The sequence below is a fragment of the Clostridium celatum DSM 1785 genome, assembly GCF_000320405.1.
GTDB lineage: Bacteria > Bacillota > Clostridia > Clostridiales > Clostridiaceae > Clostridium > Clostridium celatum.
Genome location: NZ_KB291650.1, coordinates 43,790 through 67,402, shown reverse-complemented (window position 1 = coordinate 67,402; position 23,613 = coordinate 43,790). Strand labels below are relative to the sequence as shown.

General features: G+C 27.8%; 24 protein-coding genes and 1 riboswitch. Of the genes, 3 read left to right on the top strand and 21 right to left on the bottom strand.

Annotated elements, in window-relative coordinates; genetic code table 11:
- Window positions 1–17: 17 nt before the first annotated feature.
- A complete protein-coding gene (locus tag HMPREF0216_RS09880; RefSeq protein WP_005213910.1) occupies window positions 18–287 on the bottom strand; it encodes an ACT domain-containing protein in 270 nt (89 codons plus the stop codon).
- Window positions 288–466: 179 nt separating this feature from the next.
- Between HMPREF0216_RS09880 and HMPREF0216_RS17330 the strand changes: the two genes are divergently transcribed.
- Window positions 467–613 (top strand): hypothetical protein, encoded by a 147-nt coding sequence (locus tag HMPREF0216_RS17330; RefSeq protein ID WP_005213909.1) that lies wholly within the window; start codon window positions 467–469, stop codon window positions 611–613.
- Window positions 614–649: 36 nt separating this feature from the next.
- Here HMPREF0216_RS17330 and HMPREF0216_RS09875 read toward each other — a convergent pair whose 3' ends face one another.
- Window positions 650–1,936 carry a sensor histidine kinase gene (locus HMPREF0216_RS09875; protein ID WP_005213908.1) on the bottom strand — a complete coding sequence of 429 codons (1,287 nt, stop codon included), beginning with the start codon at window positions 1,934–1,936 and terminating at the stop codon, window positions 650–652.
- Window positions 1,937–2,174: 238 nt separating this feature from the next.
- On the opposite strand from HMPREF0216_RS09875, the gene HMPREF0216_RS09870 reads away from it, so the two are divergent.
- The gene (locus HMPREF0216_RS09870; protein WP_005213907.1) at window positions 2,175–2,756 is read left to right on the top strand and encodes an accessory gene regulator B family protein; all 582 of its coding nucleotides are present in this window, start codon (window positions 2,175–2,177) and stop codon (window positions 2,754–2,756) included.
- On the top strand, window positions 2,734–2,871 hold the full coding sequence (locus HMPREF0216_RS17120) for a hypothetical protein (RefSeq protein ID WP_005213906.1): 138 nt from the start codon (window positions 2,734–2,736) through the stop codon (window positions 2,869–2,871). Before HMPREF0216_RS09870 ends, HMPREF0216_RS17120 begins: the two co-directional genes overlap by 23 nt.
- Before the next feature lie 87 nt (window positions 2,872–2,958).
- Here HMPREF0216_RS17120 and HMPREF0216_RS09865 read toward each other — a convergent pair whose 3' ends face one another.
- From HMPREF0216_RS09865 to HMPREF0216_RS09775, 19 genes are all read right to left on the bottom strand, one after another.
- Entirely contained in the window at window positions 2,959–4,227 is a 1,269-nt protein-coding gene (locus HMPREF0216_RS09865) for a sensor histidine kinase (RefSeq protein ID WP_005213905.1), read from the bottom strand.
- A complete protein-coding gene (locus HMPREF0216_RS09860) occupies window positions 4,227–4,946 on the bottom strand; it encodes a LytR/AlgR family response regulator transcription factor (RefSeq protein ID WP_005213904.1) in 720 nt (239 codons plus the stop codon). The genes HMPREF0216_RS09865 and HMPREF0216_RS09860 overlap by 1 nt, the downstream gene beginning before the upstream one ends.
- A 181-nt stretch (window positions 4,947–5,127) precedes the next feature.
- On the bottom strand, window positions 5,128–7,506 hold the full coding sequence (locus HMPREF0216_RS09855) for a homocysteine S-methyltransferase family protein (RefSeq protein WP_040419622.1): 2,379 nt from the start codon (window positions 7,504–7,506) through the stop codon (window positions 5,128–5,130).
- On the bottom strand, window positions 7,496–8,161 hold the full coding sequence (locus tag HMPREF0216_RS09850; protein ID WP_005213902.1) for a hypothetical protein: 666 nt from the start codon (window positions 8,159–8,161) through the stop codon (window positions 7,496–7,498). Before HMPREF0216_RS09850 ends, HMPREF0216_RS09855 begins: the two co-directional genes overlap by 11 nt.
- 166 nt (window positions 8,162–8,327) lie before the next feature.
- Window positions 8,328–8,783 (bottom strand): S-ribosylhomocysteine lyase, encoded by a 456-nt coding sequence (locus HMPREF0216_RS09845; RefSeq protein WP_005213901.1) that lies wholly within the window; start codon window positions 8,781–8,783, stop codon window positions 8,328–8,330.
- Window positions 8,784–8,805: 22 nt separating this feature from the next.
- Window positions 8,806–9,681 (bottom strand): methylenetetrahydrofolate reductase [NAD(P)H], encoded by an 876-nt coding sequence (gene metF, locus HMPREF0216_RS09840; protein WP_040419621.1) that lies wholly within the window; start codon window positions 9,679–9,681, stop codon window positions 8,806–8,808.
- Between the two features lie 120 nt (window positions 9,682–9,801).
- Window positions 9,802–9,905, bottom strand: a riboswitch (SAM riboswitch).
- A 44-nt stretch (window positions 9,906–9,949) separates the two neighbouring features.
- Window positions 9,950–10,900, bottom strand: a complete 951-nt coding sequence (locus HMPREF0216_RS09835) for an MraY family glycosyltransferase (protein WP_005213899.1) — start codon at window positions 10,898–10,900, stop codon at window positions 9,950–9,952.
- Between the two features lie 221 nt (window positions 10,901–11,121).
- On the bottom strand, window positions 11,122–11,769 hold the full coding sequence (locus HMPREF0216_RS09830; RefSeq protein ID WP_005213898.1) for a V-type ATP synthase subunit D: 648 nt from the start codon (window positions 11,767–11,769) through the stop codon (window positions 11,122–11,124).
- A gap of 3 nt (window positions 11,770–11,772) precedes the next feature.
- Window positions 11,773–13,155, bottom strand: a complete 1,383-nt coding sequence (locus tag HMPREF0216_RS09825; RefSeq protein WP_005213897.1) for a V-type ATP synthase subunit B — start codon at window positions 13,153–13,155, stop codon at window positions 11,773–11,775.
- Entirely contained in the window at window positions 13,148–14,923 is a 1,776-nt protein-coding gene (locus HMPREF0216_RS09820; RefSeq protein ID WP_005213896.1) for a V-type ATP synthase subunit A, read from the bottom strand. Before HMPREF0216_RS09820 ends, HMPREF0216_RS09825 begins: the two co-directional genes overlap by 8 nt.
- A gap of 17 nt (window positions 14,924–14,940) precedes the next feature.
- Complete coding sequence (locus HMPREF0216_RS09815) at window positions 14,941–15,252, bottom strand: V-type ATP synthase subunit F (RefSeq protein ID WP_005213895.1); 312 nt, start codon at window positions 15,250–15,252, stop codon at window positions 14,941–14,943.
- On the bottom strand, window positions 15,245–16,246 hold the full coding sequence (locus HMPREF0216_RS09810; RefSeq protein WP_005213894.1) for a V-type ATP synthase subunit C: 1,002 nt from the start codon (window positions 16,244–16,246) through the stop codon (window positions 15,245–15,247). Before HMPREF0216_RS09810 ends, HMPREF0216_RS09815 begins: the two co-directional genes overlap by 8 nt.
- A gap of 11 nt (window positions 16,247–16,257) precedes the next feature.
- Complete coding sequence (locus tag HMPREF0216_RS09805; protein WP_005213893.1) at window positions 16,258–16,842, bottom strand: V-type ATP synthase subunit E; 585 nt, start codon at window positions 16,840–16,842, stop codon at window positions 16,258–16,260.
- A 33-nt stretch (window positions 16,843–16,875) separates the two neighbouring features.
- On the bottom strand, window positions 16,876–17,361 hold the full coding sequence (locus tag HMPREF0216_RS09800) for a V-type ATP synthase subunit K (RefSeq protein ID WP_005213892.1): 486 nt from the start codon (window positions 17,359–17,361) through the stop codon (window positions 16,876–16,878).
- Between the two features lie 12 nt (window positions 17,362–17,373).
- Window positions 17,374–19,323, bottom strand: coding sequence for a V-type ATP synthase subunit I (locus tag HMPREF0216_RS09795; protein ID WP_005213891.1), 1,950 nt, complete (start codon window positions 19,321–19,323; stop codon window positions 17,374–17,376).
- A complete protein-coding gene (locus HMPREF0216_RS09790) occupies window positions 19,310–19,636 on the bottom strand; it encodes a hypothetical protein (protein WP_005213890.1) in 327 nt (108 codons plus the stop codon). Before HMPREF0216_RS09790 ends, HMPREF0216_RS09795 begins: the two co-directional genes overlap by 14 nt.
- Before the next feature lie 199 nt (window positions 19,637–19,835).
- On the bottom strand, window positions 19,836–21,521 hold the full coding sequence (locus HMPREF0216_RS09785; protein WP_040419654.1) for a B12-binding domain-containing radical SAM protein: 1,686 nt from the start codon (window positions 21,519–21,521) through the stop codon (window positions 19,836–19,838).
- Window positions 21,522–21,535: 14 nt separating this feature from the next.
- Entirely contained in the window at window positions 21,536–22,033 is a 498-nt protein-coding gene (locus HMPREF0216_RS09780) for a hypothetical protein (RefSeq protein ID WP_040419620.1), read from the bottom strand.
- A gap of 254 nt (window positions 22,034–22,287) precedes the next feature.
- Window positions 22,288–23,565, bottom strand: a complete 1,278-nt coding sequence (locus HMPREF0216_RS09775) for a PQQ-dependent sugar dehydrogenase family protein (protein ID WP_005213887.1) — start codon at window positions 23,563–23,565, stop codon at window positions 22,288–22,290.
- Between the last annotated feature and the right edge of the window lie 48 nt (window positions 23,566–23,613).

Sequence of the window (23,613 nt, the reverse complement as noted above, 5' to 3'; positions counted from 1 at the left end):
TTCCCCCCTTTACTGTTTTATAAAGTATGCATTGATTTGAAAATTTCTTCTCTTTGTATTTTTACTTCAACACCAAGATCTTTTCCTCTTAGTTCTAACGACTTTTTAATTTCATCAAAACTATTACTACTTAATTTCAAATCTAGCATCATAATCATGGTAAAAAATTCACCCATAATCGTTTGATTAACATCTAATATGTTAACATTTAATTTTTCGAGTTCTGCACTGATTCCTGCTATAATCCCTACTTTATCTTTCCCTATTACAGTTAATATAGCTTTCATTATAAAATCGCCCCCAATTTATTTCATCAAAAGGTTATATATAATATAAATGTAAAATTTATACAACCTCTATTTTATTCTATCCTATTTGAAAGTTAGATGTCAATTTCTAACATTATACTTATAATAATAATTATTTATTTTTTAGTAATACTATATTTATAAGGTAGGTGTTCACTATGTCAAAATCATCAAATACTAATAATACATATTCAATGTCTAAAATAGGTAATTTTACTAAGAATGCAGTTCAATCCTTTGAAACTGGAATTGTAAAAGAACATAATTATCTAGAAAAAGTTAAAAATAATCTAGATAATAAATAAAAAAAGGAGTCCATATAAATGGCCTCCTTAAAGAAATTATATACTTATGGTTATTTCTAACATATCATCATTTAATCTTATATCTAAATTTCCCTTATACTTTTCAACTATATTTTTAATATTATGTAATCCAAAACCTCTACCTTTACCCTTAGTTGAAAATTTAGCTTTTGTTAAAGAAGGTATAGTTTTCTCATCAAAATTATTTACACTGTTGGCAACTTTAATTATATGTTTATTATTTTCTAATACTGTATGTATATTTATTTTAGCATTTTCACATTTGTTAGCTGCTTCTATTGCATTATTTAATAAATTACTTAATATAATAGTTAATTCACTATCATCTAATGGTATGTTCTCTAAATCATTTTCTATTTTATGTTTGCAATTAATATTATTTTTTTCAGCTTGATTAATTTTACTTAATAATACTGCCTTTAATATAGTATTATTTATATCTGAAAGTGTATTTAATAAATTTTTATTTTCAAATATATCACCTATGTAATTTTTAGCTCTATCTTTTAACTCCTCTTGCTTACATACCTGTATCATACAATATAATATATTCAAATGATTTTTATATTCATGCTCACTTGATTTCATCTCATCAATAAGTTCTTGTATAAGTGGATTTATACTTTCTTTTATTTCTGACTTTTTATTTTTAAGATTAGTTCTATACTTATTTATAAAGTAAAAAATATTTAAAAATATTGCTGTAAAGCTTAAAAATCCTAACTCTATTAAATATTCATTTAAAATAGCATTAACTTCTATATATTCATTTAAAATAGTATTAACTTCTACTGCTAATCTAATAATTAAAAAAGCTATTAATGTATTTATACATATAATAATAATATCATTATATTTCTTTATAAATTTATCTATTTGTAGATCTTTATCCTTTGTATAAAGGTGAAAAATACTTAATAGTATTACTAACACTACTATAAACCATATAAAACTAATACTATCTGAAAATTTCCCATCAAAAAAGGCATAGGAAATCCCTATAAATGTACCAAGAGAAATTAATTGAACTAATAACGCTAAAGCTGTAGATAATATAATTTCTACAAAATTAACTATAATATCCCTATTTACTCCTATATTTGTAATTATAGCTAGTATTAAAATAAAGGCTAATAACATTGAAATACTAACTCTATCAACCATTATTACAGGTATACTTGCTATTAATGTAATAATACTACTTCTTGATATATTATATCTAATACTATTTTTATTAAGAAAAACTAAGTGATAAATTAATACTATACTCATCGCTTCTACTATTTTATAAACACTTTCCATTTAATTCCCCTATCATTTTTAAAATTTTGGTAATATCATGAATATTTTACCATACCATGTCGAAGTTTTAAATAATTTTATATACTTTTTTGTCATAAAACATATATTTTTCTGTATGATTATACTTTTAATCTATCATTTCTTCTTTAAATGTACATTTTAATGAAATTTAAATTTTTTATTAGTTTTTGTTGAATTTTTGTATTATAATAGTATTGAATAGTAAAGGAGGAATAATTTGGCCAATATTTTTATAAAAAAACAATTAGATTTTATTATTAATAATACTGGAAAAACTGATATTTATGAAATAGATAAAATAAGATACGGTTTAGAAGTTTTTTATGGAGAAATTTCAAAGTTAATTGTAATGATACTTATAGCTTTAATTTTAGACAAACTTCCTTCTTTTTTTATAATGATTACTTTATTAACATTGATTAGACCTCATGTAGGTGGAAGTCATGCTAAAAGTTTTATTAGCTGTATGATTCAAAGCAACTTATTGTTTTTAATAATATATTATTTAGCTTCTATTATTCCAAGCATAAATATATTTTTACAATTTTTCATTATAGTATTTTCTATAATAATTATTAGAAAGTTTAAACCTGTAAGTCCATTGAGAAAAACTGTAAATACTCAGTATAAAAACTTAAAATTTAAAAACATTGTCACTTTAACACTTATAACTTGGTTCATTGTGTCAAATTTAATACTTAACAATTATTATATTAATTGTGGAATATTAATTATATTATATATAATTTTTGATTTTTTAAGGGAGGTATATAGAAATGAAAAAAAAATTAATGGTTAATTTAGCTGCTTTAATGTTACTTGTAACGCAAGGTGTTTCTGAACTTGCAAGATTACCACAAAGCTTTTTACTATGGGGTGAACCAACTCCACCAATGGAAAAGCCTGAAAAATAAGTATAGTTCTTGTTATAAAAAAATAAGCTTTAAATTATACTATATATTTTAAAGCTTATTTTTTATTCTAATTTAAACTATTAGTTTTTATTTCATAAATATTACTCTTATATTTATAATATCATCATCTAATGATATTTGAATTTTTCCTTTATGCTTTTCAACTATTTGCTTTACATTATATAGACCATAGCCTCTACCTTCCCCTTTTGTGCTATAACCCATTTTAAATATATTAGATAAGCTTTCGGCTTTTAATCCTTCAGTGTAATTTCTTACATTTATAATATAAGATTTGTTATCCTCTGAAATATCAACTTCTATTTCTTTTTTATCAATAATACTAGTAGCTTCAATTGCATTATTTAATAAGTTGCTTAATACTACAGTTAACTCTGAATTATCAAGTGAAATATCCTTTAAATTACTATTTACTCTATAATTATATTTTACATCTAATTTTTCTGCCCTTTGTCCCTTATTATAAAGAACAGCCTTAACTATAGTATTTTCAACATCTACTAGCATTGAAAACTCTTCGCTATCATCTACAATACTAGATATATATTCTTTTATTTTACTTTTTACCTCTTCTGGGCTAGAAATTTGAGCAATACTCCAAATTGTATTTAAATGATTTTTATATTCATGTTCATTAGCCTTAACTTTTCCCATTAAATCATTAATAAGTGGATTAAATGATTTTTTTATCTCACTTTTCTTTTTTTCATTTAAAACTTTATATAAATATATATAAAAATAACAATTTATTCCTAGTAATATTAACCCTAATACCGTTACCTGAATAACAATTTCAGTATCCATTAAATCATTTGATGCTAAAAGTTTTATAAATAAAAAGAATACAAAAAGATTTAAAATTATTATATTAATACTTTTATATCCTGAAAGAAATTCAGACAATCTTATTTTCTTTCCTAAAGTTGTAAACCTAAGTAATAAAACTAAAGAAATCATTATTGTCGTTATTAAAATATAATATGTAGTTAAACTTACATCATCATTGCCTAATATTAAATGCATTATAAAAGTAGCTATCAGTTCTAAAACTAATACTACTATAAAGCAAACTAACAATTCTATAAAAGTAATTATAGTATCTTTATCTTCAAGTTTACTTATCATAATTGCAATTAAAAATAACAACCCTACCAGAGTAATTAACTGATCTGACTTATAGACATTTACTGAAAAAGTATATATAACAGATGTTATTATAGCAATTAAAGTTTTAATTTTTATTCTACTAAATAATTCATTGTTTATTAATATATTATATATGAATATTCCTGTTAATATTTCAACTAATGATATTATAAACATTCCAGTATCCACTATTCTATTCCCCCCATAAATGCTTGTCTAAATGTGTAACTAAGTAGAATTTTATCTTCTATCCCCCTTAAAGATATATTCCAAGTTTTTTCATAAGTTTTTTCAATTTCTAAAACATAATCTGTATTTACCGCAAAAGATCTATGAGTTTGTAATATTTTTCTATCATCTAAAATTTTAATAAGTTTACTTAAAGAAGTTCTTTTAAATTTATAAACTCCATGAACAGTATGTATGTCACAAACCCTTCCTTCATACTCAATATAAATAATATCATTATGATATAATTTTACAGAAAGATTAGAATCTATATCTATAAAGGTATATTTTCCTTCTCTACTATTACTTAAAAGTGATGCATTTAAAAATACATTAATAATTTCTATTATCTCCTTTTCCTTAAACGGCTTTACTATAAAATCATAACAATGAACTTTTTTAAATGCTTCAATAATATGTACAACCTCTCCAGTTAGAAAAACCATCCCCGTTAATTTATACTTTTCATATTCTCTTATTTGTTTTGCAAGCTCTAATCCTGATGAATTATTTAAATTAATATCTATAAAAAATAAATTTATATCCTTTTCATTTATTAATTTAATTGCTTCATCTATAGAACCTGCCTCGTATATTCTTACATCTATAAAATTCTCCTTTATAATTGATGCTAAGGCTTGACGTTGTATCTTTTCATCCTCAACTAATAATATATTCATCTGTAGTCCTCCAACATATACCTATATGACTATATTATAATATAACTATACATAATTTGCTATATTTCGAGTAAATATTTAAATTATTATAAAATAAAAAAAACTACTTATCGTAGTCTTTTTTATTTATGATTTAAAATTTAACTCATCTATTATCTTTATTAAAATTTATAATTTAATATCATATACAATTACAATTTGCAAAATATTCTTTAGCAATTTTAACACTTTCCATTGCATCTTTTGCATAATAATCTGCATTTATCTCTTTTGCATATTCTTCTGTAAGCACAGCTCCACCAACCATAATTTTAGCATTTAAATCATTAATTTTTAATAACTGAATAGTTTCTTCCATACTTTTTACAGTGGTTGTCATAAGAGCACTTAAACCTATTAATTTTACATTTTGCTCTTTAGCACAATTTAATACTTCTTCTTTATCAACATTTTTACCCAAATCTATCACTTGAAATCCATAGCTTTCAAGCATTACTTTAACAATATTTTTACCAATATCATGTATATCTCCCTTTACTGTTGCAAGTATTATCTTTTCACTATTTATATTATCACTAATTTTTATATTATTTTTTAATATTTCAAAAGAACTTTGTACCGTTTCTGCTGAGGATATTAATTGCGGTAAAAATATTTGTCCTTTTTCAAATCTTTCTCCTACAATATTTAATGCTGGAATAATATGCTTATTTATAACATCTATAGGTTCATTTTCTTTTAAAAGTTCTTTTGTTACTGTTTGTGCTTCTTTTTTTAATCCCTTTATTATTAATTCGCTTAAGCCACTATTATTTTTATTTTCTGCTACAACTTCTTTTTTAATTTTATTTCCATATTTCTCTAAGAATTTACTCCCTTTTTTATCATAATTATATAGCAATTTAAAAGAATCTATCACTTCCATCATTGCTTCTGAATTTGGATTCATTATAGGTAAATTTAATCCTTCTTCTAATGCTAAAGATAGAAAAGTCTTATTTATTATTTCTCTACTAGGCAATCCAAATGATATATTAGAGACTCCTAATACAGTTTTTAAACCTAATTTTTCTCTAATTAATCTTAATGCTTTTAAAGTTTCCTTTGCACTTTGTCCATCAGCAGAAACTGGCATTACTAATGTATCTATAAATATATCTTCCTTTTTAATTCCATAGCTAATTGCTCTATTAAATATCTTTTCTGCTATCTTGAATCTTTCTTCTGCTAACGCTGGTATTCCTTCTTTATCCAAAGTTAAACCAACTACAGCTGCACCATATTTCTTCACTATAGGCAGTAATTTATCTAATATCTCATCATCTCCATTAACAGAATTAACTATAGCTTTTCCATTATAATATCTAAGTCCAGCTTCTACAGCATCTACATTAGTTGAATCTATTTGAAGAGGTGTATCTAAAATTCCTTGTAGGGATTTTACCGAATCTCTAATCCATTTTACTTCATCTATTTCTGGTAATCCAACATTAACATCTAATATAGAGGCTCCAGCTTCTACTTGCTCTATTCCTTGCTTAAGTATATAATTCATATCATTATTCTTTAGAGCTTCTTTAAATAATTTTTTACCTGTTGGATTTATTCTTTCACCTATTACTTCTACACCATTTATTTCTATAAATTTTGAAGGACTACATACAGCTGTAAAACTCACTTTAGGTCTAGAAATTATTTCTTTACTATTTATTAAAAGTCTAATTGAAGATATAAACTCTGGAGTTGTACCACAACATCCCCCTATAATAGATACACCTTCATTAATTAACTCTTCTATTCCTTCTGTAAAATCTTCTATTGAAATATCATATATTGCTTCTCCAAAAATTATACTTGGAAGACCTGCATTTGGTTGTACCATTAAAGGTAAGTTAGTATACTTTTTAATTTCTTTTATTACTTTTAAAATTTTATCTGGTCCTAATGAGCAGTTTACCCCTAAAGCATCTACACCTAATCCCTCTAAAGTAATTGCCATACTACTTGGTAGACACCCTGTAAATGTTCTACCATCCTCTTCAAAACTCATAGTACAAAATACAGGTAAATTACAATTTTCTTTTGCTGCTAAAATAGCTGCTTTTGCTTCATACAAATCTGTCATGGTTTCTATAAGGATTAAATCCGCTCCAGCCTTATGCCCTATAATTATTTGCTCTTTAAAGATTTCATATGCTTCATCAAATGATAGAGTCCCCATTGGCTCTAATAACTCTCCTATAGGTCCAATGTCTAATGCTATAAATGCATTGGTATCTTTTGTTGCTTCTTTTGCTAATGATACTGCTTTACTTATTGTCTCTTCTACAGAATAGCCACTTTCTTTAAGCTTTAATCTATTAGCTCCAAAGGTATTAGTAGTAATAATATTTGCTCCTGAATCTATGTAAGATTTATGTATCTTTATAATCATATCTTCATGACTAAAATTTAATTTTTCAGGATTTTCTCCTAACTTTAGACCATTTTTTTGAAGCATTGTTCCCATTGCCCCATCAAATAAAATTAATTCTTTATTAATTAATTCCTTAACTCCCACAATTACTTCCTCCCTTTCTAAAAACACAATTATTATATTTATTACATTTAGTACAGTCTCTCTTTGTCTTTTGTATTTTCCCCTTACTTAATCCAATAATCGCAGTTACTGATTTTCTTGGAAACAATATATTATGCTCTGTAGTTGTAACCCCTATTCTTTTGCTTGCATCAGTTACGCTTAATATTTTTTCCTGTGAATCTAATGATAAATCCCCATATCCAGGACTATATCTTGAGGTAATATTTAAATTGTTTTTCTTTGCAAATTGCTCTATATCATTTTGAATATTATCACAAACTTCTTCAATATAAGTAGTAGCACATGAATCTAAAACTATTGACTTTGTTAAACTAATCTTCTCATTGAGTATAATTTCTCTTTCGATATTTAATCCTAAAGTTACTACCATTAAGGCACATTTATCACAATGCTTTAAATGATTTTTTATATCTTCACCCTTTAAAACCAATGTAGTATCCTTTATTAAAATACCTTCATCATTATTTTCTATATTAAAATATCCATAAACATATTTAGGATCACTTTTTACAACTACTGTTTCCCTACATTCATCTATAAGTTCTTCAAGCTTTTCATCAATTATCTGTCCCCTAAAACCTAAGTATCTTAAAACTTCATCCCTATTTACCATTTAACTACCCCACTTTCAATAAAAATATACCTAACTTATAAAGAGCTTATCTGTCTAAAAAATTCATAACTTTATCTTTAGGAACTGCTATAATTTCGCTAAGCTATACATTCTTTATGAAATCATATCAGTTCCTAAAATATTATAATAGTATTTTTCGATTTAGTTATTCACCATAAATATTTAGGGAAAAACCTTTATTTAGTGCCTCTTTTGCATATTCTTTAGCTCCAAATAATGAAAGATCTCTATAATTTCCACATTGTATTTCATTTGCTGCTGGAATTTCTTTTGCTTCTAATATTTCTTTTAAAGCATTTTCTACCGCTACTTTTATTTCTTCACTATCTCTATTCCCAAATATACTTAAATAAAATCCTGTTCTACATCCCATTGGTGATAAATCAATTATTCCATCTAAATTTTTTCTAAGCTCAAATGCTAATAAATGCTCTAATCCATGCATTGCTGCTGTTCCAAAAGCCTCCTTATTAGGCTGTAAAAACCTAATATCAAATTTAGTTACCTCATCACCTTTAGGGCCATTTAATAAACAACATTTTCTTATATATGGCGCTTTTACCTTTCTATGATCTAATTCAAAGCTTTCTACTTTTTCCATAATTCATTCCTCCTAAAATTATCTATTTATTAATAGAATTAATAATTGAACTGATACTATTATTAATTTTCCTAGCAACATATGCATTATTCATACTATATAAATGTATTCCATCTACTCCACTAGAAATTAAATCTACTATTTGTTCAACAGCATATGCAATTCCTGCATCTCTTAATGCTTCTTTATCATACTCATATCTTTCCATTATTTTAATAAACTTCTTTGGCATATTTACACCACATAAAGATGTTATTCTTTCTATTTGCTTTTTATTTACTACAGGCATTATTCCTGCTTGTATAGGAGATTTTATACCTAATTTCTCTTTCTCTTCTAATAAATTGTAGAAATGATTATTATCAAAAAATAATTGTGATATAAATTGTGATGCTCCACTTTCTTCTTTAATCTTTAAATGAAGCATGTCCTCTTTTAAATCTCTCCCCTTTACATGCCCTTCAGGATAACATGCACCAAGTATGTTAAAATCTCCTCTTTTCTTTATATGAGAAATTAATTCATATGCATATTTAAAATCCCCTTTATGATTCCCCCCCTCTGGAACATCTCCTCTTAAAGCTAATATATTTTCAATACCATTAAATTTTAAATCATCCAATATAATATTTATTTCTTCTTTTGTTGAATTAATACAAGTTAAATGTGCAACTGACTCTACACCATACTTATTTTTTACTATTGATGATAACTCTGTTGTTTTATTTTTAGTTAAACTACCTCCTGCCCCATAAGTAACGCTGATGTAATCCGGTTTCAAATCTTTTAGTTCTTCTAAAGTTGAGTATATAGTATCAATAGATGATGTTGCTTTAGGTGGAAAAATCTCAAAAGAAAATACTACCTTTTTACTTTCAAATAACTCATTAATTTTCATATAAATAGCCCCCAATCTCATAAATAAATTACTAATTTCTTAACTAAAAATTATTTTTTAAGCACAAAAAAACCTAAAGGATATTTCCCTTAGGTTAATATAATTCATGCCTATAAAATATCCTTATCTATCAGCCATAAGCTGTTGGAATTAGCACCACATTAATATAGTTAATAGGTTGCCGGGTTTCAACGGGCCAGTCCCTCCACCACTCTTGATAAGTTTTAATATATTATACTATTTCTTTACATTCTTGTAAATAGCTTTATTATTTTATTAGTAGTAATATAATTGATACTATGCTACAAGTTAAACTTATTATACTTATATATGTAACAACTTGGTTTGTATTAAATCCTTTTGCTTGAAGTCTGTAATGTATCTGACTTCTATCTGCTTGATATACTGGTTTTCCTTCTGAAAATCTCTTAAATACAACAAATAAGTTATCAAATATAGGTACTGCAAGTGCTAATATAGGTATCATCAAACTCAATATTGTTGCTCCTTTAAAAGCACCATCTAAAGCAATTATACTTAAAATAAATCCTAAAAAGTTTGCACCTGAATCTCCCATAAATATCTTTGCTGGATACTTATTATAAAATAAGAAAGCTAATACTACAGCCCCTAATATAAGGGAAAATAATAATGATGTAGGTTGAACTAATATTATAGCAGTTGTTGCAAAAGTCATTGCTGATATAAATGATAATCCTCCTGCTAATCCATCCATTCCATCAGACCAATTTATAACTGTTGTTACTCCAAAAATCCAAGTTATAGTTAAAATAAACTGAACTATTTCCGGTAAATGCAAGTATACCCCAGTTAGTGGATTGGTAAAGCCTTCAAAAGATACTCCTGATTTATATACTATAACTGCTGCTAATAATTGTATTATTAATCTTGGAGTTATAGCAAATTCTTTTCCAACGCTCTTATAATAGTCATCTACTATTCCTATTAATAAAATTAATAATGCTCCTACAAAAATTCCATACTTTTCATCAAAATTATTATTACGAAGTATTATAAAATATGCTGTGAAAAATCCAATAAACATAGATATTCCACCACAAAGAGGAATTTCACCCCTATGCTTTTTTCTACTAGTAGGTTTATCTGTAAAATTATATTTAAATGATAACTTCATTAGTAATGGAGTTATCAAAAATACTATAGAAAAAGCAATAATTATAGCTATGAAATAATTCATTAAAACTCTCCTTGTTATATCAACTTATATTCTTCTTACGTATTCTATAAGCATTATACTATTAAATCTTCTTTTTATCAAATATATAATTTATATCCATAATATGAAAATAACAGGTATAAATATAGCTTTATACCTGTTATCCCTAGTGATAATGTGTTTAAGTAAAACTAATTATTTTTACTTATACCGTAGACTTCATAAGAAGATACTTATTAATACTATTCTGCAGCTCTTGCTTGAATCATATCTTTAACTTTCATAAGTCTAGTTAAAGCTCCTCTTTCATTTTCATCAAGTTTCATTCTTATAAACTTAATAGTTTCTTGTAATTGAGGAATTGTCATATATTCAAGAGCATTAACTCTTCTTCTTGTCTTTTCAATTTCATCAGCCATAAGCTGTGTTGATTTTTCAACTTCAGCTAATTCAAGTAACTTTGGAAGTATTGACTCTAGCTTACCTATAGCATCATCTAATTCAGAAGATGTATTTGCAAAACCATATGGGTAAATGCTTCCTTCACTATCTTGTAATTGTCTGTGGAATTTCATTTGTGGAACATTAACACTCATTATGTTTTTTGTTCCTACTTCAACAGATACGCTATCTTTTGGATAAGCAACTGCTTCTTCTAAGAATTCTGAACTCATTACAGCACTTGCCATAACGAAATCTTTAAAAGACCCTTCAAGTTCAGCTTCTACCGATTTTCTAAGTTCATTGTTATATTTAACAAGGTTAATGAATTGTCTCATTAATTCATCTTGTTTATCTTTAAGAAGCTTATGCCCTCTTGAAGCTGTAGATAGTCTTTTCTTCAGCTTAGATAGCTCCATTCTAGTAGGATTGACATTTAACTTTGCCATATTCTACTCTTCATCTCCCTTTGGCATATACTTTTCAAGATATTCATCTCTGATTCTCTTAAGTTCTGTCTTAGGAAGAATCTTAAGTAATTTCCAACCTAAATTTAAAGTTTCTTCTATTGATCTATTTGTTTCAAACCCTTGAGAAACATATTGTTCTTCAAAAGCTTCTGCAAACTTAGCAAATTTCTTATCTGTATCTGATAATGCAGATTCACCTAAGATTGCTGATAATTCCTTAGCTTGCTTACCTTGTGCATAAGCTGAGAATAATTGGTTCATTGTATCAGCATGGTCTTCTCTAGTTTTTCCTTTACCGATACCCTTATCTTTAAGTCTTGAAAGTGATGGTAGAACATCTATTGGAGGCATAATTCCCTTTTTGTATAATTCTCTTGAAAGGATTATTTGCCCCTCTGTAATATATCCAGTTAAATCTGGAATTGGATGTGTTTTATCATCTTCAGGCATTGTTAATATTGGAATTTGAGTGATTGATCCACCTCTTCCATTAATTCTACCTGCTCTTTCATATAATGTAGAAAGGTCAGTATATAGGTAACCTGGGTAACCTCTTCTACCAGGAACTTCCTTTCTAGCAGCTGATACTTCTCTTAAAGCTTCAGCATAGTTAGTTATATCAGTCATGATAACAAGAACATGCATATCTTTTTCGTATGCTAAGAATTCAGCAGCAGTTAATGCCATTCTTGGAGTAGCTATTCTTTCGATAGCTGGGTCAGAAGCAAGGTTCATAAATAATACAGCATTATCTATAGCACCAGTCTTCTTAAATTCATCAACGAAGAATTGAGATTCTTCGAATGTTATACCTATAGCTGCAAATACAACGGCAAAGTTAGCATCTGAATTTAAAACAGTCGCTTGTCTTGCTATTTGAGCAGCTAATTGTGCGTGTGGAAGACCTGAACCAGAGAAAACTGGTAACTTTTGTCCTCTAACAAGTGTATTTAATCCATCAATAGCAGATATACCTGTTTGTATAAACTCTGATGGGAAATTTCTTGATACTGGGTTAATTGCTTCCCCATTTATATCTAATTGCTTTTCTGGTATTATCTTTGGTCCATTATCAATTGGATGACCCATACCATCAAATACTCTACCTAACATATCTTCTGATACACCAAGTTGAAGTGGCTTACCTAAGAATTTAGCCTTAGTTCCTTTTAAGTTAATTCCTGAAGAACCTTCAAATAACTGAACCATTGCTTTAGATCCATTAACTTCAAGAACTTTACCTCTTCTTAATTCACCAGTTTGTATTTCAACTTCAACTAGTTCATCATACTTAACGCCGCTAACACCTTCAACAACCATTAAAGGTCCAACAACTTCTGTTACTGTTCTATATTCCTTAAGCATTAAGAACTCCTCCTTCGCTAATTAAAGTATCGATGTCAGCTCTTAATTCAGCAGCAATATCATCCATCTTAGCAATGTCATCTTCATGGATATACTTACTTCTTGCAATTTTATCTCTTACTTCTAAGTTTAATACCTTATCTAAGTAAATCCCTGCATCTAAAGCTCTTTCAGCTTCTTTTCTGAATAATAATACAAGCTTTAACATTCTATATTGTTTATCAAGTGAAGTGTAAGTATCTATTTCGTGGAAACCATTTTGTTGTAAATAGTCCTCTCTTATAGACTTAGCAACTTCTAATTTTAATCTATCTTTTTCTGATAATGCATCAATACCAACTAAACTTACTATTTCTTGAAGTCCTGATTCTTCTTGAAGTAAAGTCATAGCTTCTTGTCTAAGACTTGACCAATCATCAGCAACTGTCTTGTTTAAGTAACTATCTATAGTATCAGCATATAATGAATAAGAATTAATCCAGTTTATAGCTGGGAAGTGTCTCTTATATGCAAGTTGAGCATCTAATCCCCAGAAAACTTTAACTATTCTAAGTGTTGATTGAGTAACAGGCTCAGAAAGGTCTCCTCCTGGAGGCGAAACCGCACCGATTGCAGTAACAGCACCTTGTCTTCCATCCTTACCTAAACAAACAACTTTACCAGCTCTTTCATAGTAATCAGCTAGTCTTGAACCTAAGTATGCTGGATATCCTTCATCCCCTGGCATTTCTTCAAGTCTACCAGACATTTCTCTTAATGCTTCTGCCCATCTTGAAGTAGAGTCAGCCATGATTGATACTGAGTATCCCATATCTCTGAAGTATTCAGCTATTGTGATACCTGTATATATACAAGCTTCTCTGGCAGCAACTGGCATGTTTGAAGTATTTGCTATAAGAACTGTTCTCTTCATTAGAGATTCACCAGTTTTAGGGTCTTTTAATTCTGGGAATTCATTAAGAACATCTGTCATTTCGTTACCACGTTCACCACATCCAACGTAAACAACTATTTCAGCATCTCCCCATTTTGCAATTTGGTGTTGAACAACTGTCTTACCTGCTCCGAAAGGACCTGGTACTGCAGCCGCCCCACCCTTAGCTACTGGGAAGAAAGTATCTATAACTCTTTGTCCTGTAGTCATTGGTGCTTCTGGTTTTAATTTTTGTGCAAATGGTCTACCTTTTCTTGCTGGCCATTTTTGCATCATTTGAACTTCTTTGTCTCCCTTTGCAGTTTCAATAACGCAAACTGTATCAACAACTGTGAAGTCTCCTGATTTTATTTCTTTAATAGTACCTTCTATTCCGTAAGGTACCATTATTTTGTGAAGAACAACTGCAGTTTCTTGAACTGTACCAATAACATCTCCAGCTTCAACCTTATCTCCAACCTTAGCAACTGGCGTAAAGTTCCATACTCTTTCTCTATTTAATGAAGTAACTGAAATACCTTTTGTTAAGAATGGTGATTGAGCTACTTTTTCAAATGCGTCTAGTGGTCTTTGTATACCATCAAACATTGACTCTATAAGTCCTGGCCCAAGTTCTATACTTAATGGTTCACCAGTTGTAACAACTGGGTCCCCTGGCCCTATTCCTGTAGTTTCTTCGTAAACTTGGATAGATGCCTTATCGCCTCTCATTTCAATGATTTCTCCGATAAGACCCTTTTCTCCAACCTTAACCATGTCGTATATATTTGCTTCGTCCATTCCTTCAGCAACAACTAAAGGACCTGCAACCTTGATTATCTTTCCGGTCTTCAAATCTCTAACCTGCCTTCCTATAAAATATTTACACCAACAGCTTTTTCCACACTATCACTAATTCTCTTTGAACCTATATTTAAAGTTCCTTGATTGCTTGGAATTAATATTACAGCAGGAAGTATTTGCTTATTGTAACGTTCAATTGTTTCTTCAATTGTAACTGCAACTTGTTCTGTTACAAAGATAACTGCATATCCATTCATAGCCATTCTATCGACTGCAATTCTTGCTTCATCAGCTTCTACTACTGGAAATACATCAATTCCTAGAGCTTTAAAAGCTAAAACTGAGTCTTTATCGCCAACTACTCCGATTTTCTTATACATATATATCACGCAGCCTTTCTCTTATTACTCCTTCAGCAATATTATTAAGCTTTCCTACCATAATAATTCTTATTATTTTAATTTCTGTTTCTTTAGCATAAATGTATGATAATATTCTTTCTGGTCCAAATGATACAAGCTTACCACTCTTCATTATATCCATTATATAGTTATCACTTAATTTTTCTAAAAGATTTGCTGAATTGCTAGCTATGTAACCTTCAACACCTTCTTTTATTAAATCTGAATATATGCTAGAGCTTAATTTAGAAATAATATTTTCAGGTGTCTCATTTATTATAGATACTAAAGTATCCTTACTTATTGATCCACCCTTTACTAGCACTTCATTTGCAAATTCTCTTCCCTTACCTTGCTTTTTAATTCTTAGTAAAGTCTTAATATTTGTAGAATCAATAATTGCATTTACAAGCTTATCTGTAAACTTATAGTTTAAAGATTTTTTAATTTGAACCAACTCGTCAAACATATATTTATCTACTATAATATCAATATTTTGAGGATCTTTGTTTGTTTCAAAATCAGCTATTACTTCTAAAACTGCTTTTTCTACATTTCCCTTTAATTCTCTAAAGTTATCTGTATCAATTTTTCTCTTTAGCTCATTTAAATCTTCTCTTCCTAAGTCTATTAACATATTAGAAAAGTCTTTATTTAAGAATTTTCCTTTTAATAATACCTTTATATTGTGGTACTTATACTTAGTACTCATAAGATCTACGATTTCTTTTACTGGACAAAGTTCATAAACTAATTTATATACTCTTTTAAGTTCATTACTTAAAATTTCTTCATAATCACTAGCTCTTTTAACATTGCCCATTAAATTTGCATACTCAGTTTCCCCAAGTATTTTTAAAACCTCATCAGCAGAATTTGCTTCTAGCATTCTTTCTACTTTGGCTTTATCAAGGAGTCTTGTTTCCAATACCCAAATTCTTGAAAGAGCTTGAGTAAATTGCATTACATCCATACTACCCCTCCTTAATTAAATAACACCTTTGCTACTTCAAACTCTAACTCATCTCTTAATGAGCTTACTAAAGCTTCATAAGTGCTATTTATTTCTATGCCGTTATTTTCTAAAATGAAACCACCTTTAAAGTTTCCAACTGTTTCACTTAAAGTAATCTCTGCATTTACTTTTGAATTTAATTCTTCTATAAATGATGCATTTACAAATTCTAATCCTTGCTTATTTAGGATTAAGTTTTGTTTACCACTTAAATTCATTGAAGAAATTGTATTTCTTACAAAATTTAAGAATTCTTCTTTAGAAAGCTTAGTTAATTTATCTATGCTTTTTTCAAATACTTCATCTATAATTTCTTGCTTAACAGCTAATTTATTATTTCTAACCTTTAATTTAGCTCCTGAAATTACTCTTTCCTTTTTAGATTTAGCTTCTATTTCAGCTTTTTCTAAAATTTCTTTTGCAATTTCATTTGCACTACTTTCTTTTTTAGAAACAATTTTGTTTCTTTCTTCTTGTGCTGTAGCTAAGATATTTTCCTTTCTAGCTTCTGCATCCTTAAGGATCTTAGAAGTCATATTCTTTACATTTGACATATTTATATCTCCAATCTTATATTGTCAGACTTATTACATTGCCATACTTACTAGCATGAATGATATAACGAATCCTAATAATGCATAAGTTTCAACCATTGCTGATAAGATGATTCCTTTTGTATTGTGTTCTGGTCTCTTAGCTAATATTTGAATACCTGAAGCAGCAACTCTACCTTGAGCTATACCTGAGAATAAACCTGCTAAAGCTATTGGTAAACAAGCACCAATTAAGTATAAACCTTGTTCTAAAGACATTCCTGAAGACATCTTAGTGTAAGCAACGAAACCAACAACGAAACCGTATAAACCTTGAGTACCTGGTAATAATTCAAGAACTAATGCTTTACCGAACTTTTCTGGTTCTTCTGTAACTAATCCTGAAGCTGCTTCCCCAACTAGTCCAACACCTTTAGCTGAACCTATACCTGATAATCCAACTGCTAATGCAACACCTATAGCTGCAAATATTAACCCACCGTTATTTTCCATAAAAAATTGTATCCATGTCATATTCATTTTAAAATCCTCCTAGTTTTCTTTTAAATTCATATATTTTTCTGATGCTTTAAATGGAGTAAATGCTTTTCCTCCACCTTCATAGAATTTTGAGAAATATTCTACGTATTGTAATCTTGCTGTGTGAACATATGCTCCAAGTAATCCAAGTAATAGATTAAATACGTGAGCTGCTACGAACACGAAAGGTAATAATATAATTGCTGGACCAGTTAATGATTTCATTAATAAGTTTAATGCTCCTGCAATACATCCACCTGATAATCCAAGTGCCATAAGTCTTGTATATGATACTAAGTCACCTATATAACTTGTTATTCCATATAAAGCATATAGCCCTTGCCCAATTTGAGCTCCTTTTGTTTTTTCTGCTCTACCACCAGTTAATACTATAACAAGCATACCAAATATCATAGCAGCTATTGCAATATATTTAACTACTGATGGCCAACCTAACATTATACAACCAGCTAATACACCAATTGATATTAAAGTTATAAGCCATGAACCAACATCATAAAATGCATCTTTAGGCTTTCCTGATTTAATAAGTGTATATGCTTTTATACATAAACCAAAGAATATTTGAATAACACCAAATACTATTGAAGCAACTAAAAGAGTATTAACATCTTCAGTTGGATTTATAAGTCCTGGTATTTTCACAGCATCACCAAAGAATGATCCATAAATTAACCCTATAACTATAGTTGGTATACTTAAGAATAAGAAGAATCTTGCGAAATCTTCATTTTTCTTATTTAGCTTTAAGAATTTCATTGCACAAAATGCAGCTATTAACATTACTAATCCATATCCAACATCAGCAACCATCATACCAAAGAATATTAAGTAGAATGGTACTAATAATGGTGTAGGATCTACTTCATTATATTTAGGCAGGCTGTACATTTCTGTAACAGATTCAAAGGTCTTATTCAGTAATCCATTTTTAAGTTTTACAGGAACTTCTTCAACCTCATCTTCCTTAACCTCTTCAAATGCAATGTAATATTCATCTTTTAAGACTTCGTTACATATATTTTGAAGTTCTTCATTTTTCTCTACTTCACACCATCCTTGAATAGTAACAGTATTAGTAGTTCTTAAAAAATTATTTGAAGCTTTATATCTTAAAACTTGATTTGAAAGATAGTCATAAACTAACTTCATTTTCTTAAAATCTTCTTCAAAAGAAGCTATTTCTTCTTTAATAAAGAATATTTTTGATTTTAACTCTTCTATTTGATGAGCATTGTTAGTAATTACCACTTGCGGCACTTTATCAAATTCAGATTTAAATGAGCTAAATCCAAATCCTCTTAAAAGTGATAATGTTTCATCATATTTTTCTTTTTCCACTATAACTAAAACATTAGTATCACTATTGCCTCTTGAGATAATTTCAACATATCCTGCATCTAAAGCTTTTGTAAGTTCTTCTTCACATTGCTTGGAAATACTTCCCACAAAGCTACTTACCATTTTCAACTCATTTAGAGCTTCAAAAGAAATATCTAAGGCTTGCCATGGAGTTAAAACTTCAATTTCGCCTTCTAGCTTAGTAATTTGGCCTTCTATAGCGTGAAGCTCATCTTCCTTTTCCTTAACCTTGTTGTAAATTTCAAGCCAGTTAATTTTATTAACTGCATTTTCTAATTCCTCAATAGTTAAGTCTTCCTTGTCATCCTCTAATGCTTTTAAACCTGACTTTTTAGGCATATAGCTATTTAAAAAGTCTAGAGTCATTTTAGCCTTTGATAAATCTTCTTCATACTTTGCTATGTTTGAATCTACTTCATCTTTTGAAAGTGATTTTAAATATTCGTTAGCTTCTAGTAAATTCTCATCTTGTAGATTTATAAATTCTACATTTGAAAATCCTTGTAATCTTTGAAGTAACTCTTCTTTCTTTGATTCAAAGGTTAGCAAAGTGAATTTGTTCATCTTAACTATTGCCATGAATCTTCACTATCCTCTCAACAACTATATTAATAGCATTATCTTTTATTTCTTGAGACATATTTTTTATAGCCTCAATTTCTTTTTCACCCATCTCTAAGATAGGTTTAGCTTTGTTGTTTCCTTCTTCTAAAGCAGCATTTAATAAATCATTTGCTTTTGTTTTTGCAACGCTTATTATTTCATCATATTTAATGTTTGCTTCTTTAGTAGCTTCATTTACAACTTCTTTAGCTTTTTGATTTGCTTCAGAGATCATTTCTTCTGCTTTCTTTTCAGCCTCTTTTATCTCATTAATTGCTTCTAATGCCAAAGTCTCACCACCTTTACTGTAACAACTTGGATAATATAAATATTAATACTTTATATAGTATTAATTACTTTTTATCTCTTTTTATTATACACGGTTTTAACAATTTTTCAACTTTTTTTTGTTAACATTTCCTAAACAATATTTTATTTTTATAAATATTACTATTTTGTGAATATTTTTCTCTTATATTTTTTTGCTGTTATTCCCATTGGATTTTACTTACTTTATTTGTTATATCTATGATATCGCCCTCATATCCTATTAAGAAATAACTTCTATTTTTATTAATAACCTCTTCATCAATAAACTTATTGATATCTACACAAAAACTTTCTATGTAATAATCCTTAAAAGAATACTCCTCTCTAAATATTTCTTTAATTTTATGTTCCTTTTCTTTTTCAATATCGCTTTTTAAGAAATCTGGCATCCCTCTTCTCTTATTAAATTTTAAGTAGTCATATTTTATTATGTCACGTAAAATATTACTATCTAACTTTGTTATTTCACTATTAAAATCTAAAAATACCTTGTAATATTCACTATTTCCTATGTTTCTATCAAAATACCCCTTTAAATCAAAGTAGTTTCCTAGCGCTAAATAAAAATCATACGGAGTGTCAAAGGATTTAATTAAGTATTTAATTATATTATTAAACTTTTGAGAATTATAATACTTATCTACCATATGTTCTACTTTTTTTAATACTAACAATTCATCATAAGATACATCTTTTGTTTCTAAAATTTCATATGGTGGAAATGGTGAGTATTTCATTCCATATTCCTCAGCCTCTTCTCTCATAGAAGATCCTCTAAGTAATTTTAAAAATCCTAATTGAATTTCTTCTGGTTCAATACTGTAAACATCATTAAAAGATTTTTTAAAAGATACTATATCCTCACCTGGAAGTCCTGCAATTAAATCTAAGTGTTGTTTAATATTTCTTATTTCAAGTAACTCAACAACTTTTTCCTTTATATCGCTAAAGTTAACAAATCTATTAATCCTACTAAGTACATCATCATTAGTTGTTTGAACTCCAACTTCAAACTGAAATCTATCCTTTGGCGCTTTTCTTAAAAGCTCTAATTCTTGCGGCTTTAGTATATCTGCTGATATTTCAAAATGAAATTGAGTTTTAGTATCTGCATTTATTAAAAACTCCCATATTGCCATAGAGAATTTAAAATTACAATTAAAAGTTCTGTCAACAAATTTAACTAACTTAACTTTTTTATCAATAAAGAACTGTAGCTCTTTCTTAACTCTATCAATATCTAAGAACCTTACACCATGAGTAGTTGAAGATAAACAATATTTACAATTAAATGGACATCCCCTAGACCCTTCATAATAAACTATTTTATTATCTAAATTTTCATCTTCCTTGTAAGGAAATACTATTTCATTCATATTCATAAGAGGTCTATTACCATTAGCTATAACTTCGTCATTTTCTTTAAAGTATAGACCTCTAATATCTTGAATATTTCCTTTACCTAATTTATATTCAATAAATTCCCTATAAGTTTTTTCACCTTCTCCACAAATAATATAATCACCTTCAAGTTCTTTTAATATATTTAAACTATCATATGATACTTCAGGCCCACCATAAAGTATTTCTATATTCTTATTAACTATTTTAATAAGTGAAGATAATCTTTTTACCATTTCTATATTCCAAATATAAGTTGAAAAGGCTACTACATCAGGTTTTTCTTTAATTATCTCTTCTAAAACTTTTTCATCTCTATCATTTATAGAAAACTCTCTTAAAGTACAGTCATAATTAAGATCTTCTGTAAATGCTTTTAAATATCTTATAGCTAAATTGCTATGAATAAATTTAGAATTTATTGCTGTTAATAAAACTTTCATTTTTCTTCCCCTTGTTAAATAATTTTTTCTGCTTTTATAAAAAATATATCCTCCCATACTTTTTCCTCTTTTATCTCATATATTGGACTTATTATTTTCTTTGTATCCTCTATATTCGACTTGACTATAGGATTTAAATTTTTAAACTCAAATTCTTTTATCTTGCCTCTAGGCAATACTGCCATTACATTACTACTAAAAACTTCCCCCATTTCTTTATTGATATCCCAAATTAAAATTTCTCCACCTTTCTTAACATATTTACTAACTTCTTTAACTAGGTTCGCTCTTTCTCCTTCTCTCCATATGCTACTTAAAGAAAAAAACATAGTACAGGTGTCATATTGTTCTACCATTTTACTTTCTTTAATTTCACATTCCACATAATCTACACAAACCTCTTCTATTACATCTTCAGAAATGTTATATATAACTCCATAGCTTTCCCCAACATCTAAAATATCACCTTTTACTCTAACATCTGTAAGATTTAATATTATTGTTTTTCCCATAAGATTCTCCTTTACATAATATAAATTTTTCATTCTTTATTGTTCAATATAGAACTACTATAAATTTATTATGTAATGAGTAAAATTATGTTATTTTTATTTAACTCCTCTTAAATTTCTCATATTCACATATTACAATACTTCTCCAATATAATGCAAAATTTTTTAATTTTTATATAAAAATTTTACAGCTATGTTTTAACACTATTTACACAGCTGTAAAATCCTTACTAAATCTCTATTATATATTTTTCTTATTTCTTACTTCTTTTGTATTTATACAATAAACATATCAAAATTATTATAAGAAAATTAATTAAAAATATTAGCATAAATTTAGGTATATTAAATCCAGTATTATTATTTGCAACTTCTACTTTATATACACACCCTATGTTATTATCTAATATATAAATACTAGATTTATAATATTTTATCTTTTTTATATTACAATTATCATTTAATGCTATTATTTCCCTAACATATCCATCTTTATCTTTTGCATAAACAATATTTTTCTTACTATCTGCAAAAATAACTGTGTCTTTAACTAAAAAGTTACCATCATCATCTATAGCTAATCCTCTTAGAGATGAAACTGAAGTATGCTGATACATAGGTCCTAATGTAACTTCAGTAGGATGATTTGCTATAACAAAGGAAAGTTTACTATCTTCATCTGCAAATCTAGGTGAAATAATTGGATCTCCACCACTAAAATCTGGCCATCCATACCATGCCTTCTCTTTTATTTCATAAATATAATCAAAGTCATCCTTTACTGGTCTAACACCACTATCCTCCATTCCACCAACTATTGCTATCATCTTTCCCGAACTATCAAAGTCTAATCCTTCTATATTTCTAAGTCCTGTTGAGTAAGTAATTATTTCATTTGATATCAAGTTATATTTTAAAATTGATGCATTACTTAAAGCTTCTTCTTTAATTTTTTCTCCTTCATTTATAATTTTACCAAACTCACTAAATGCACTCGTTTTAGTATTACCATAACTAACACCAGTTGATATCCATTCAAAAGAAGCTTTATCAACCTCTCCACCTTTTTGTTCTACTACTCCTGAGTTAGTATTAGATCCAATTGTAATGTAGAAATCATCATTATTTATTATTATTTTAGTTTCTTTATTCAATCCTTTATTCGGCATATTTTCCACTAACTGAATTAACTTTTTATCATCTTTATAATACCTTAAAATATCATTTCCTGTTGCTATTATAATATCTCCTTTATAGCAGGCAATATCATAAATATTAAAGCTATCTTGCTTTAATAAAACTTCTTCCTTGTTATCTTTAATTACCTTTATATAATCTTTATAAGCTATATATATATTACCTTCATTATCAAAATCAAAAGAGACAGCATCTATGCAATCTTTTATATTTATTGACCATTCTATATTTGAATAAATTAAATTTAAATTATATTTATTACTGAATTCATATATACCAAAAGCTAAAGTTATAACTACTGTAGCTAAACATAAAAATTTCAAAAATCTTTTCATCTCAACTCCCCCTCTTTATTAATAATTTATATTTTTAACATATGAATT